Genomic DNA, 13318 nt, shown 5'->3' on the forward strand with positions numbered 1-13318 from the left:
GTGTTCTCAAACATTGCGGATACTTGGATGACTCCGAACGGTTCCCCTCTTTCTCTATTAAATGTCGCTATCTAAAATCATCAATCAACCACTTCCATATTTCGAAGATAGTGCTCGCTTGTTCGCACCGCTTGCCGGTAAACCTTGGGCGGTGTTTTTGGATAGCGGATATCCGGTTAGTCGACATGGCTGTTTCGATATCATCGCCGCCGATCCGGTTTGCACCTTAGTCACACATGGAAATGTCACTAAGATCAAGCGGGGGGGTGTTGTCAGCGAATCGACCGACGATCCTTTTGAATTGGTTAAAAAACAATTACTACCGAAGCGGTCGGGATTCGACGATTTGCCATTCAATGGTGGCGCTATCGGATATTTTTCCTACGATTTGGCCCGCCGCTTGGAAAAACTACCGGTCATTGCGCGAGATGCCGAAAATATTGCCGAAATGGCGGTCGGTATTTACGAATGGGCTGTTATTGTCGATCATCAGTTGCGGCGCAGCCGCTTGGTCGGTTACCTCGATGAAGCACAATTGGTGGATTTGACGGCATTGTTTAGCCGATTGCCGGAAGAGGGGGCTCAAAATGTGTTCCGTGTCACGGGGTCTGTCGAAGCCAACTTCGATCTGGCGGATTATGCCGAAGCCTTTAGTCGTATCAAAAAATATTTGAAAGATGGCGATTGTTACCAAGTCAATCTTGCCCAGCGTTTCAGTGCACCATGCCATGGCGATCCTTGGGCGGCTTATTTGAAACTGCGAAAATTAAATTCGGCGCCGTTTAGCGCATATATGAATACGCCGGAGGCATCCGTATTGAGTTCCTCGCCGGAGCGTTTTTTAAAGCTTCGTGACGGCTTTGTCGAAACCAAGCCGATCAAAGGAACGCGCCCGAGGAAATCTAGTCACGCCGACGACCTGGATCAAATCAGTCAGTTGGAAAGCAGCAAGAAAGATCGTGCCGAAAATGTCATGATCGTCGACTTATTGCGTAACGATATCAGTAAAACTTGCAAAAAAGGTTCCGTTAAAGTTCCCCGTTTATTCGATATCGAAAGTTATGCGACGGTGCATCACTTGGTTAGCACGGTTACCGGCGAGTTGGCAGATGGGCGGCATAGTTTGGACTTATTGAGAAGCTGTTTTCCCGGAGGTTCGATTACCGGTGCGCCAAAGATCAGGGCGATGCAGATCATCGAAGAATTGGAGCCGCATCGGCGGGGTGTTTATTGCGGAGCGATCGGCTATATGGGTTTCGACGGCAATATGGATACCAATATTGCGATCAGAACCTTGGTGCATTCGGATGATACGATCCGTTTTTGGGCCGGCGGCGGTATCGTCAACGACTCGGTGATGGAAGAGGAATACCAGGAGTGCTTCGACAAAGCCTCGGCGATGATATCGGTTTTACGTCAGTTGACGGTTGCATGAAAGCCGGATTGCGGGTCATAAAATTCGGCGGTAGTCTTGAATGCAGCGGTACTTTAAAATCGTGTATGGACAAAGCGGCTGCTTTCTACCGGGAAGGATGTGTTTGGGTTCCCGGCGGCGGCGATTTTGCCGAACAAGTGCGTCAGGCTCAACAGCGTTGGCATTTCGATGATATTACCGCGCACGCAATGGCTCTTTTGGCGATGCGGCAGATGGCCTTGCTAATGCATTCGATGCATCGCGATTGTGTATTGGCTGGGTCGATTGCCGATACTGTTCGGCAGCTCGATCTAGGAAAATCGGTCATTTGGTCACCCGATGTCAATGAACTTAATCAAGCCGGTGTCCCCGCAAGTTGGGAAGTAACTTCCGACAGTCTTGCCGCTTGGCTCGCAGTTAGACTCGGTGCCGATGAATTAATTTTGATCAAGTCGGCTGAAATTCCGCAAGCCGCTGATGTAAACAAACTTGCGGAATTAGGGATTGTCGATCGGGCTTTTCCTGTAGTTACCGAAAATGCCCGATTTAAAATAAGCGTCGTTAATAAAGATAAGTTCTGATGGCAGATAACAATTTAACCCGAAAAACGCTCAATTCGGTCGGACGTTTGGTGAGCAAATTAGCCCGTCAAGCCTATTATCAGGCCAAGGAGTCGATGGGGCATCCGAAACGGGATATGGTGGTGAGGCATGTCGAACAAGCCTGCAGCAGTTTGCAAGAAACCAAAATTCATTTCGAAAGTGCTTTGGATCGATTTAAAACGATTGTCGTCGTTGACGATTCGACGCTCGAAACCAAATATCGCTTATTGCAGCAACAATACGATTTCTGTAAGGCGAAGGCAGATGAGGTCGGTTGCCGCGTTCGCGCGATCGAAGAAGTCACCGGTGCGTTGTTTGCAGAATGGGAAGCCGAAATAGACGAGTATAGTAATCGCTCGTTGAAGACCAAAAGTCGGCAGCAATTAAGGCAATCCCAGCAGCATTACGCTAAATTAATCAAAACGATGCACAGAGCCGAAAGTAAAATCAACCCGGTTTTGGCGGCATTCAAGGATCAGGTATTGTTTTTGAAGCACAATCTCAACGCGCAAGCGATTGCCGCGATCGAGCATGAGTTCATCGAAATCAGCATGGATATGACGCAGTTGGTTCAAGCGATGGAGCAGACCATTTTCGAAGCGAACCGCTTTATCGCCGGTTTGGTCGAGCAAAAAGCCTTGCCCGCAGCTTGAAATGGGGTCATTAAACAGCAAAGAGTCTGTTCGTCGAGTCGCTTAACAACCTAGGGTAAGGGGCCGCGAAGCTTTCTCTGCGCTAATTCGCAGGGGCGGATCGATGGTACAAATCCGCCCTGCATGTTTCTCTCTTAGGGCTTTTACAATTTGTAAAGAACGTCGTTCGCTTTATCTCTTTGGTCGGGTTTAATGTGTCGGTCTTGTTCGCGGCGTTCCCTTGCATATTTGTCGATCATTTCTTCCCAGGAGCTATATTGCTGGTATTCCCTGAAACCTTGGTTTTTACGTTGCTGATAAATCTCCCGGCCTGTTTCAATGACTTCGTCCGGATTTTTGCCGTCGACTTGAGACAGAAATTCAGCGGTGTCTTTGTAGGCGTCACGAATGGTCCAGAACGAGATTTCGAATTCAATTCGTTTTTCCGGGGGCAAGCGTTCCTTTAGCATTTTGACCGACCGGTAAGCGGTGCTGCTGCTTCGCCCGTTAATTTGTTCCGATCTACCGCAGGCGGTTAGCGATAAAGTCAATACGGAGAGCAAAAGGGCTGATAGAATCCTCATAGGGTTAACCTCAATCGTTATAGTGTCTGGTGTACTATTCTTATAATAATGTTAATTAGCTAATTAATTTTTCGGAAACTCCATTTTCCTGTTCGGTGTCCGCTGTGAAGTCGAACACTCCAATTACTTGGCGATTATAAACCTAAGCCACATCAATATGCTGGAATTTATTCAATTACTAAAGCAACGCTATCAAACGGTTTCTTCGCATACCGCTAACGATGCGGTCAAGGCAGTGTATCAGCAACGCATCGATCGGCAAATTTTGGCCGAAGCATCGATTCGTAAGGCCGATATGCATAAACGGTTTACTTTTCAACCCTTACAAGTGGCCGTAGTTGGTCCGACGCAAGCCGGAAAAAGTACCTTGGTCAATCTATTGCTGAACAGCTCTCAGGCTGGTGTGAGTCCGTTGGCCGGATTTACCGTGCATGCGCAAGGTTTTTGTAATGCGGTCAAACTTGAAGACTGCGAAAATGTGCAGCATTTCTTTGGACGTTTTCAACAAGTGCGCCAAGACGAATTACGTAAGGACAGGCTCGAGTGTTATGCCTTGACCGAGAACATAGGGTCATCCGATTTATTGCCCGAGTGCTTGGTTTGGGATACCCCTGATTTCGATTCGATCGGCGCGATTGGTTACAGCGAGGCGTTAATGCGTTCGATTGCGTTGGCCGATGTTGTGATTTTGGTCGTCAGCAAAGAGAAATATGCCGACCAATCGGTATGGGAGCTGATGAGTTCGATTGAAACATTGCGTCAACCGACCTTAATTTGCGTGAACAAGCTGGCCGAAGGTAGCGAGCATATCGTAATCCGTTCGTTGACCGAAAAATGGCGACAATCGAGAAGCGACGATTGCCCGACTATCGTGCCGCTATTCTATCAAAAACAAGCCGCACCAACATGGCCGGAAAGCGAGCGGTCGGCGGTCCGGCAATTGTTTCGCCAAGTCAATCGCCGCCGTTACAATGAAGCGGTTCAAGAGTTTTTGCTTAAACATTGGCAGGAGTGGCTGGAGCCTGTTCATGCGGAACACCTGGCATTGCAAGAATGGCGAAGCCTTGTCGATGCATCGATCAAACAGTCGTTAGCGCAGTATCAAAACGATTATTTGAATCATCCGCGTTATTACGAAACTTTTCAAAGCGCCTTGGCAAAATTGTTGAGTTTGTTGGAAATACCCGGGCTCGCAAGAGTTTTGGTCGGTACTCGCAAAGCACTAACTTGGCCGATTAGGCAAGTCATGAAAATAGGGGAGAAGAGATCTCGCATAACCGACAGCAGTCAGGAGGTTGCTTTATTGAATCATCTGGCGGAACATTTATTGATACGCATCATGGATGCATTGCTGGAAAAAACCGAACAAAATAGCGACAGCGCTTGGTGGCGGGGTGGTATCGGATTGTTGCGCAATCGGCGGCATACGTTATTGGCAGAATTCAACGATGCCGTGCTGCGTTATCATAATGATTTTCAGCAGGAAGTCGAAAGCGCGGCTTTTCGCCTCTATGCAAAATTACAGGAACAGCCTTATGTATTGAACGGTCTTAGAGCCACCCGCGCGACCACCGATGCGGCTGCCGTTGCCATTTCCCTTCAGGCTGGCGGACTAGGTCTGCACGATTTAATCATAGCACCTGCGATGTTATCGGTGACTTCGTTTTTGACCGAAAGCGCGATGGGGAGCTATTTGAATAAGGTCGAGGCGGAACTCAAGCAGCGGCAATTGCAAATTGTCAGGCAAAAACTTTATATCGAATGCCTTCGAGAGGCCTTGTTCAAACTGCCCGAGCAATTGTCCTCGGACAGCTATTTCAATATTACCCCGGAGCAATTAGAACAGGCCGAGCAGCAACTCAAGAATAAAAAACATGGATTACGATTACTCTGATTTAGTCGCAAACACCAAGCGTTGGGCCGAACGAGCAGTAGCGGCCGGATGGATAGACCAACATACGGCGAGACAGCTTGAGGCGATCGACTCGAGAACGCCGGAGTCGCTGATCGACCGTTCGTTATCCCGGCCCCTGATCGTCGCATTCATGGGCGGAACCGGTGTCGGCAAGAGCACATTATTGAACCGTTTGGCCGGTCAGGCGATCGCAAGAACCGGCATCGAGCGTCCGACGTCGCGAGAAGTGACGATGTACCGCCATCGCGCAGTGCAATTGTCGAAATTGCCGGAAAACCTACCGTTCGATGAAATCCGTCAGGCCGAGCACGATGACGAAACCAATAAAAATGTCATCTGGATCGATATGCCCGATTTCGATAGTACAGCCTTGCATAATCAAGAAATCGTGCGGCAATGGCTGCCGCATATCGATGTATTGATTTATGTCGTCAGTCCCGAACGATACCGGGATAACAAAGCTTGGCGTTTATTGCTGGCCGAAGGCGGGCGTCATGCTTGGCTGTTTGTGATGAATCAATGGGATCGCGGTGAGGCTGTGCAATACGGCGATTTTAAAGAACAGTTAAGCGTGGCCGGATTTGACGCCCCGATTATTTTCAAGACTGCCTGCGGCGAACCTGATTTCTCCGACGAGTTTGAAAACTTGGCTGAGACGATTGCAGCACTTGCGACCGAAACCACAGTCAAACAATTGGAATATCGAAATACTCAGGCTCGAAAGGATGCATTGAAAATGAGATTGGCCGATTGTTTGAATCATGTCGGCAATGACCTGGATTATCGAAATCTTGCTGAGCGCTGGCGACGGAGCTGGCAGGACACCGGTCGAACTTTGCAGCAAGGTTTCGAATGGCCGCTTCGACATCTAGCCGGTTATTATGCCGAACATGATAAAGCGTCGAAACAGCAGCAAAGCGAGTTATGGGATGCGTGGGCGCAAAGCCGTTTTGAGGATACGCTCGACGACCTTATTCTACATGCCGATGCCAACGGGTTGGCGACAGCTGCGCTGAAACGCGCATTATTGCAATTACGAGGCAAGGCCGAAAAACTCATGTATGACCAAACAGAACTCGCGGTCAGACAGGCCTTGGCCAATCCCGGACATGCCGCGCATCGTGCTTTTTTAAAAGGTATGCGGTTTTGCGAAATCGTACTGCCGCTCGGCGCGATGAGTTTTGTCGGTTACCAGGTTTTTTCCGGTTACTATCATAGTAGTTTGGAATACCGTAACTATCTGGGGGCGAACTTTGCGATCCATAGCGTTTTGTTTGTAGGCCTCAGTTGGCTGATTCCGTTTTTCATCCTGAAAAAGCTCAAGCCATCGCTTGAAAAAGCCGCATTGAAAGGTTTGAAAAAGGGCGCGGCGATAGGGCTGATACAAATCGAAGCGGAGATCGTCAATGCCATCGAGAGGCTTTGTCAGCAACGTAACGAAATTGCGGCAGAGGTCGAGCAGATAATACGACAATGCGAGAGCAGTCAAGAAAGTATCGAAACGATACGAATTGATAGTCGTTTAGCTAGAATGTTGGTTGATTAAAGTTTTTTTGGTAAGCAGTAAGTTGTAAGCGGTGAGCAGGGAAAGAGGAGGGAAGAGGAAAGAGGAAAGAGGAAAGAGGAAAGAGGAAAGATGAAAGATGAAAGATGAAAGATGAAAGATGAAAGATGAAAGATGAAAGATGAAAGATGAAAGATGAAAGATGAAAGATGAAAGATGAAAGATGAAAGATGAAAGATGAAAGATGAAAGATGAAATTAGGACTTGACAAATGGGTTAAATGCCGGATCATTTCACCGCTCACCGCTCACCGCTCACCGCTCACCGCTCACCGCTCACCGCTCACCGCTCACCGCTCACCGCTCACCGCTCACCGCTCACCGCTCACCGCTCACCGCTCACCGCTCACCGCTCACCCAAACATATCCAAAATTAAATTTAAACTTAAGGAACTGTCGGTCATTAAGAAGGTCTTTATATGCGAACGATGCAGAAACGGAAAGAGGCAAGTTCGAAGCGCGATAATAAATTAACATTTGCTAATGATGAATTTAATTGTTAATATCGCGCAACACTAAGGGGGCGACATGGCTTCGACGTGGGTAGCAAAACCTTGAGTGCATGCCGAGCACAGTACAGCTCGTAAAACCTACTGAAATAAAGTATTCGCAAACGACGAAAACTACTCAATGGCTTTGGCTGCATAAAAACAGCCACCATTCCTCTGACTATCTGTGCTTATGCGGGTAGGATCTTCGGATCACTCAGGGGTCACAGCACATAAGATCGTGCCGATGCCTGTCCGGAGCTGACGCACTAAAACCTAACGGAATCGCCGACGGTTTTCTTGGCCTGACGGGTAGCCGGCGGTTAAATCAAAAGATCAGGATAAGCATGTAGAGCTTGTGGCGGAGTGCTTGCGGACGCGGGTTCAATCCCCGCCGCCTCCACCAAATTCAAGAAGGTGAACTGATCTCAGTTCACCTTTTTTTATGCCTGTGTCCCGCGCTACAGGCCTTATTTGCCAAGGAGTTGCGGACTTGGTCGTCGCGGACTTTCACCTTTTAATGGAAAAACGCCCGATGAATGGTTGCAAGAATTGATTGCAGACACGATCAAACAACGTGCGCGCAAGGCGGCGACCTATTCTACTTCGGCTGGTAAGGAAGAGCCTTTTCAATCAGCCGGCGAATGGGATGTTTTTTTCGAGCGTTTTAGTCGCCCCGTCGTTGATGAAAGTCCTTGTACGAGAGAGGAAATCTATGCCGGCCGCTGTATCGATAGCACTATTGGGAGCCAATGATGTTAGTAGAATTACAACCCGAATTTGAAGAAGTCTTGCAACCACTAGGTCAGCATGCCATTGAATTTTTCCTGGCGGCAAGCTTGTACCATGCAGGTAAAATCAGTTTCGCCAGTGCCGCACATATTGCCGGACTTAGTTTCGAAGCGTTCAACGACCGCTTAATAGAACATTTCGATCAAGGTTACCGAATAGCCGATCAATGTGTTTTAGAAGATATAGCAACGGTTGATGACCTCAAACTATGAAAATAGTCTTGAACACCAGCCCGATTATTTTCCTTGGCAAGATCAATTGTCTGCATTTACTAACGCATTGCGCGACCGAGATTTTGGTGCCGGAAGACGTCAAAGCAGAATTAGGCGATGACAGTTTGCCCAGCTTCATGCTTGTTAAAGCATTATCGAACACCGGTGACGCTTACCTCAGAGGCGCATTAGGCCAACTCCATCGCGGCGAATTGTCCGCCATGGTATTGGCGCAAGAAACACTGGCCGACTTTGTCATTCTGGACGATTTGTTGGCCCGAAAAAAAGCCCAGCGTCTTGGGTTAAAAGTCATGGGTACCCTTGGCTTATTGTTGCTGATGGCAAAATCCGACATCCTGACCCCGGTACAAGTTTGGCGGCATATTAACAAATTAACCGGACAACATGGCATGTATTTATCGTCTCGCCTTATGGAACAAATCAGGCAAAATCTCTTAATTTCCTCAGACACGAAGTAATTGCCGCACCGCTGGTTAAAATTGGACTGCCCATTCGAATGAACACCAACAACATCAAAAAATACGCCCCACATAGGTGCGCGGGCGTTTAGTCAGATCTCCGGTATGGTCAAGAATAAGTTCTTCATACTTAGGAGTTAGATATTCTGAAGGTGGATTTTTATTTGATACAAATGGCAGCAACAAAACCACCAGACAACCATGGAAATGCAACAGCTGGAGGAAGAAAACAACCGCTTGTTCATCAACGCCTATGGCTTGCAAGACGAACTAACTGACACCCGATGAACCACTGGAGCAAATCACCTTAACCGTCAATCCCAAATATCGCTATGGCGGCAACTATCCTGACACGGGGGGAAGCTGAAACGCAAGCACTGATAGCGAAAAGTCTGGGCTACGTAACGAGCCAGTATACGGGGTGGATAATCTGCAGCTCGCGCCAGGCTATGAGCCTGAACCCCAAGAGAACAAACATTAATGACGTTGATATCCCTAAAAGACCTCGAAGCCCATCTATGGCACGCCGCTCATATCATCACCGGCCCCATAGACGCCTCTGACTACAAAACGTACATTTTTCCGGTTCTGTTTTTCAAACGGATATGCGATGTCTACGACGAGGAGTTTGATCAAGCCTTGGCGCAAGTGGGTGATGAAGAGCTTGCCAAGGGCGATATGTTCCATCGCATACAGATTCCAGAAAACTGCCACTGGAGCCATGTATTCAATCGAACGAAAGACGTCGGCCAGGCTCTGAAGGATGCGTTCAGAGGCATCGAGCTGGCAAACCCAAAGCTCCATGGCATTTTTGGTGATGCCAGCTGGACCAACAAAGATCGCCTGTCAGATGAACTATTAAGCACACTGCTCAATCATTTCAATAAGGTGAATCTCGGTGTCGCCAGCGTACGCGATGACGATATGGGTCGTGCGTACGAATACCTGATTAAACGCTTTGCAGATAAGGCCAACAAAAAGGCGGGCGAATTCTATACCCCGCGCACAATTGTTCGCTTAATGGTCAATATTCTTGACCCCAAAGCCGGTGAAAGTGTCTACGACCCCGCATGCGGCACCGGCGGCATGTTGCTGGAAACCATCCATCACGTTAAAGAAAACGGCGGTGATCCACGCCTGCTAAAAATCAAAGGCCAAGAAAAGAACCTAACCACCGAAGCCATTGCGCGCATGAATCTGTTTCTCCATGGCCAGGAAGACTTCGATATTGTGCGCGGCGATACATTGCGTGACCCTAAGTTTCTGGTCAGCGATCGGTTGGAAACCTTTGATTGTGTAATCGCCAACCCGCCATTCAGCCTCAAAGAATGGGGCTATGATCTTTGGTCGGCGGACCCGTTCGGCCGCAAACAGTATGGCCTGGCTCCCAAAACTAACGGCGATTTTGCCTGGGTACAGCACATGTTCGCCTCGTTAAATGACAAGGGCCGAATGGCCGTCGTTTTGCCACATGGCGTGCTGTTCCGTGGCGGAGCTGAAGGTGCCATCCGCACCAAACTACTACAAGAGAATCGCATTGAAGCCATTATCGGTGTGGCATCGAACCTCTTTTATGGCACAGGCATTCCAGCCAGCATTCTCGTGCTACGCAAATCACGCCCGCAGACTCATAAAGATCATGTGCTGATCGTTAATGCCGAAGAAATCTTCACCAAAGGTCGAGCGCAAAACACCCTAAGCAATGATCAAGCCGATGAAATCTACGCTATCTACCAAAGCCAGATTCAACAGGGCCCTAAAGCTGCAGAAATTGAAGGGGTTGCGCGCTGGGTTCCAATCAGTGAAATCGAAGAAAACGACTTCAACCTGAACATTGCGCGCTATGTCCAAAAGCCACTGGAAGAAGAAACCATAACGGTTGAGGAAGCTTTGAGAGATTTTCAACAAAAGCTCGCCGCATTGGAACAAGCCGAAGACGAATTGGAAGCCCTACTGATCCAAGAGGGTTTTGAGATATGAAAAAAGCAGATTTAGAAAACCTCCTTTGGGGTGCGGCCGAGTTTTTACGCGGCCAAATCGACGCCTCAGACTACAAACAGTACATCTTCCCTCTGCTGTTTTATAAACGCCTGTCCGACGTGTACTTAGAAGAATACGCCGAAGCGTTGGAGATTCACGAAGGCGATGCCGAATACGCCGCCATGCCCATGTTCCACCGTTTTGATATTCCACAAGAAGCGCGTTGGGAAAAGGTGCGCAACACCAGCAAAAACATTGGTGAAGCCATTCAAAACGCGCTGCGCTTAATTGAAGCGAACAATCCGCGCTTGCATGGGGTGTTTGGCGATGCCCAGTGGACCAACAAAGAGCGTCTGCCCGATCACCTGCTGGCCGACCTCATTGAACACTTCAGTAAAATTCCGCTGGGTATTAAATCCGTTGCTCAGGATGATCTGGGGGAAGCTTACGAATACTTAATCAAAAAATTCGCCGACGACTCCGGCCACACCGCTGCCGAGTTTTATACCAACCGCACCGTGGTGCATTTGATGACCCGCATCATGGGCTTGAAACCCGGTGAAACCGCCTACGACCCCACCTGCGGCACTGGCGGTATGTTGCTTAACGCGGTGATGGATCTGCGCGAACGCGGTGAAGAATGGCGCAGTGTGCATTTGTATGGCCAAGAAGTAAATTTGCTCACCTCAGCCATCGCCCGTATGAACATGTTCCTGCACGACATTGAAGAATTCGATGTGCTGCGCGGCGACACCCTGGCTGAACCCAAGTTTATTGAAAACGACCAGCTCAAGCAGTTTGATGTCATTTTCGCCAACCCGCCTTACTCCATCAAAAAGTGGAACCGCGACAAGTTTGCCGCCGACCCCTATGGCCGTAATCTGTATGGCGTGCCACCACAAGGCTGTGCCGACTATGCGTTTTATACCCATATCATCCTTAGCCTAAAACCCGACACTGGCCGCGCCGCCATGCTCTGGCCGCACGGCGTACTATTCCGCGATTCCGAGCAAAGCATCCGTAAACAGGTGATTGAATCCGACATTATCGAAGCGGTGATTGGCCTTGGGCCAAACCTATTCTACAACTCGCCGATGGAATCCTGCGTGGTGGTGCTTAATTGCAATAAACCTGCCGAGCGCAAAAACAAGGTGTTGTTTATTAATGGCGTAGAACACGTAACCCGAGCGCGCGCCCACAGCCGCTTATCCGATGAGGATTTAGCCGTGCTGTGTGAAGCCTACTTTGCACCTGACAAGCAAAGCGACATCACGGCTTTGGTTGATATCGACACCATCAAAGAAAACCTCTACAACCTGTCGATTCCGCTCTATGTGCAAGCACAAAGCAATGGCGAAGTACACGATATTGAACATGCCATCGAGGCATGGAAAGTCAGCCGTGTGCAATTGAAGAAACAGACCAATAAATTATTCCAGAGCCTCGCGCAGTTAGGTTACGAGGTAAAAAACAATGACTGATAAACAAACCGTTAAATTTGGTGATATTTGCCGTGAAGTAAAGCTCACCACCAAAGACCCGATTGCCGATGGCTATGAACGCTACATCGGCTTAGAACATTTGGATTCCGGTTCGCTAAAAATCAAACGCTGGGGAATGATTGCTGAAGATAACCCAAGTTTTACCCGAGTCTTTAAAAAAGGGCATATCCTTTTTGGGAAGCGCCGTCCATACCTAAAAAAGGCGGCTATTGCTGAGTTTGATGGGATATGCTCAGGTGACATTATTGTTATGGAGCCAAAGGCAAACTTCGACAGGGATTTACTGGCGCATATAGTTCAATCAAATATATTTTGGATGACGGCAATAAACACATCATCTGGGTCGCTATCACCCAGAACTAAATTCAAATCAATTGCAGAGTTTTCTACTACCAAGTCCTCATTGAATACGCTTTCAGAAAAGAAAAACATTCTTTTAGCTTCAGAAAATATCAATAATTATGCAAGGGCGGCTATTAGTTCTGGCGAAAATCTTGTGCCGCTGTTAATGCAAGAATTGTTGTACGGATGTAAGAGTGATGAACCAAAAAGGCAAGCGAATTGCGGCTTGATACCTGAGTCGTGGGATGAGGTTAGGTTTGATTTGGTAGGCAAGTTTCTTAGCGGTGGAACACCTTCAAAGTCGAAATCTGAATATTGGGGAGGTTCAATTCCTTGGTTCAGCCCAAAAGACATGAAGACGGTAAATCTATCGGAATCTATAGATACTATAACTGATGAAGGTGCAAAGTCAGGTTCAAAAATTATATCTGAGAATACAATACTATTTGTTGTAAGAGGAATGATACTGGCACATACGTTCCCGGTTGGAATAACCAATGTTACAGCGGCTTTCAATCAGGATATGAAGGCTATAGAAGTCGATGAGGATTTTTGCCCTCGATTTATTCTCAATTGGCTAATTGCGAGCTCGCCAAAGTTCCTATCGAGCGTTAGCACATCCACTCATGGCACCAAGAGATTAAGCTCTGATTCTTTTTCTACGTTTTGGGTTCCTAAGCCACCAAAGCATTTGCAGGAAAAAACTGCACTAATTTTGGATGGGTACCGTGAATTACTCAGCACTATTCGCTCTAAGGAAGAAAGAGCAAACTCAATTAGGCAGGAAATAGTAGGAAATTATTTGGGGTAACA

The 13318-nt window shown here is 48.0% G+C and carries 13 protein-coding genes and 1 other RNA gene; 12 read left to right on the forward strand and 2 right to left on the reverse strand.

Annotated features, from left to right (window positions below; translation table 11 throughout):
* Positions 1 to 61: 61 nt before the first annotated feature.
* The 3 genes from pabB to METBU_RS0102780 are packed head-to-tail and all read left to right on the forward strand — an operon-like array spanning position 62 to position 2669.
* Positions 62 to 1435, forward strand: a complete 1374-nt coding sequence (pabB, locus tag METBU_RS0102770) for an aminodeoxychorismate synthase component I (protein ID WP_017839171.1) — start codon at positions 62 to 64, stop codon at positions 1433 to 1435.
* Positions 1378 to 1995 carry an amino acid kinase family protein gene (locus tag METBU_RS0102775; protein ID WP_235726370.1) on the forward strand — a complete coding sequence of 206 codons (618 nt, stop codon included), beginning with the start codon at positions 1378 to 1380 and terminating at the stop codon, positions 1993 to 1995. Before pabB ends, METBU_RS0102775 begins: the two co-directional genes overlap by 58 nt.
* Positions 1995 to 2669 (forward strand): DUF2959 domain-containing protein, encoded by a 675-nt coding sequence (locus tag METBU_RS0102780; protein WP_017839173.1) that lies wholly within the window; start codon positions 1995 to 1997, stop codon positions 2667 to 2669. The genes METBU_RS0102775 and METBU_RS0102780 overlap by 1 nt, the downstream gene beginning before the upstream one ends.
* Positions 2670 to 2812: 143 nt before the next feature.
* On the opposite strand, the gene METBU_RS0102785 is transcribed toward METBU_RS0102780, so the two are convergent.
* Positions 2813 to 3232, reverse strand: a complete 420-nt coding sequence (locus METBU_RS0102785) for a hypothetical protein (RefSeq protein WP_017839174.1) — start codon at positions 3230 to 3232, stop codon at positions 2813 to 2815.
* A gap of 157 nt (positions 3233 to 3389) precedes the next feature.
* Between METBU_RS0102785 and METBU_RS0102790 the strand changes: the two genes are divergently transcribed.
* From METBU_RS0102790 to METBU_RS0102810, 6 genes are all read left to right on the forward strand, one after another.
* Positions 3390 to 5126: a GTPase gene (locus METBU_RS0102790; protein ID WP_017839175.1), complete on the forward strand. Its 1737-nt coding sequence runs from the start codon at positions 3390 to 3392 to the stop codon at positions 5124 to 5126.
* Positions 5107 to 6693: a GTPase gene (locus METBU_RS0102795; protein WP_017839176.1), complete on the forward strand. Its 1587-nt coding sequence runs from the start codon at positions 5107 to 5109 to the stop codon at positions 6691 to 6693. The genes METBU_RS0102790 and METBU_RS0102795 overlap by 20 nt, the downstream gene beginning before the upstream one ends.
* A gap of 536 nt (positions 6694 to 7229) precedes the next feature.
* Positions 7230 to 7604, forward strand: a transfer-messenger RNA (tmRNA) gene (gene ssrA, locus METBU_RS25755).
* 137 nt (positions 7605 to 7741) lie between these two features.
* The gene (locus tag METBU_RS0102800) at positions 7742 to 7954 is read left to right on the forward strand and encodes a hypothetical protein (protein WP_017839177.1); all 213 of its coding nucleotides are present in this window, start codon (positions 7742 to 7744) and stop codon (positions 7952 to 7954) included.
* Entirely contained in the window at positions 7954 to 8202 is a 249-nt protein-coding gene (locus METBU_RS0102805; RefSeq protein ID WP_017839178.1) for a UPF0175 family protein, read from the forward strand. Before METBU_RS0102800 ends, METBU_RS0102805 begins: the two co-directional genes overlap by 1 nt.
* Positions 8199 to 8681 carry a hypothetical protein gene (locus METBU_RS0102810; RefSeq protein WP_017839179.1) on the forward strand — a complete coding sequence of 161 codons (483 nt, stop codon included), beginning with the start codon at positions 8199 to 8201 and terminating at the stop codon, positions 8679 to 8681. The genes METBU_RS0102805 and METBU_RS0102810 overlap by 4 nt, the downstream gene beginning before the upstream one ends.
* 54 nt (positions 8682 to 8735) lie before the next feature.
* Here METBU_RS0102810 and METBU_RS27900 read toward each other — a convergent pair whose 3' ends face one another.
* Positions 8736 to 8945: a hypothetical protein gene (locus tag METBU_RS27900; RefSeq protein ID WP_175421686.1), complete on the reverse strand. Its 210-nt coding sequence runs from the start codon at positions 8943 to 8945 to the stop codon at positions 8736 to 8738.
* 216 nt (positions 8946 to 9161) lie between these two features.
* On the opposite strand from METBU_RS27900, the gene METBU_RS0102820 reads away from it, so the two are divergent.
* Genes METBU_RS0102820 through METBU_RS27905 form a run of 3 tightly spaced genes read left to right on the forward strand, consistent with a single transcriptional unit; the run spans position 9162 to position 13316 of the window.
* On the forward strand, positions 9162 to 10661 hold the full coding sequence (locus METBU_RS0102820) for a type I restriction-modification system subunit M (RefSeq protein ID WP_017839180.1): 1500 nt from the start codon (positions 9162 to 9164) through the stop codon (positions 10659 to 10661).
* Positions 10658 to 12142 carry a type I restriction-modification system subunit M gene (locus tag METBU_RS0102825; RefSeq protein WP_017839181.1) on the forward strand — a complete coding sequence of 495 codons (1485 nt, stop codon included), beginning with the start codon at positions 10658 to 10660 and terminating at the stop codon, positions 12140 to 12142. Before METBU_RS0102820 ends, METBU_RS0102825 begins: the two co-directional genes overlap by 4 nt.
* Positions 12135 to 13316, forward strand: coding sequence for a restriction endonuclease subunit S (locus METBU_RS27905; RefSeq protein ID WP_017839182.1), 1182 nt, complete (start codon positions 12135 to 12137; stop codon positions 13314 to 13316). The genes METBU_RS0102825 and METBU_RS27905 overlap by 8 nt, the downstream gene beginning before the upstream one ends.
* The last annotated feature ends 2 nt before the right edge of the window (positions 13317 to 13318 follow it).

It is taken from the genome of Methylotuvimicrobium buryatense 5G (assembly GCF_000341735.1).
In the GTDB taxonomy this organism is placed as follows: domain Bacteria; phylum Pseudomonadota; class Gammaproteobacteria; order Methylococcales; family Methylomonadaceae; genus Methylotuvimicrobium; species Methylotuvimicrobium buryatense.

Bases quoted from the DNA above. Each gene is read 5' to 3' on its own strand.
- METBU_RS0102780 (WP_017839173.1), top strand. From the start codon at position 1,995: ATGGCAGATAACAATTTAACCCGAAAAACGCTCAATTCGGTCGGACGT.
- METBU_RS0102785 (WP_017839174.1), bottom strand. From the start codon at position 3,232: ATGAGGATTCTATCAGCCCTTTTGCTCTCCGTATTGACTTTATCGCTA.
- METBU_RS27905 (WP_017839182.1), top strand. From the start codon at position 12,135: ATGACTGATAAACAAACCGTTAAATTTGGTGATATTTGCCGTGAAGTA.
- pabB (WP_017839171.1), top strand. From the start codon at position 62: ATGTCGCTATCTAAAATCATCAATCAACCACTTCCATATTTCGAAGAT.
- METBU_RS0102805 (WP_017839178.1), top strand. From the start codon at position 7,954: ATGTTAGTAGAATTACAACCCGAATTTGAAGAAGTCTTGCAACCACTA.
- METBU_RS0102790 (WP_017839175.1), top strand. From the start codon at position 3,390: ATGCTGGAATTTATTCAATTACTAAAGCAACGCTATCAAACGGTTTCT.
- METBU_RS0102820 (WP_017839180.1), top strand. From the start codon at position 9,162: ATGACGTTGATATCCCTAAAAGACCTCGAAGCCCATCTATGGCACGCC.
- METBU_RS0102795 (WP_017839176.1), top strand. From the start codon at position 5,107: ATGGATTACGATTACTCTGATTTAGTCGCAAACACCAAGCGTTGGGCC.
- METBU_RS0102810 (WP_017839179.1), top strand. From the start codon at position 8,199: ATGAAAATAGTCTTGAACACCAGCCCGATTATTTTCCTTGGCAAGATC.
- METBU_RS0102825 (WP_017839181.1), top strand. From the start codon at position 10,658: ATGAAAAAAGCAGATTTAGAAAACCTCCTTTGGGGTGCGGCCGAGTTT.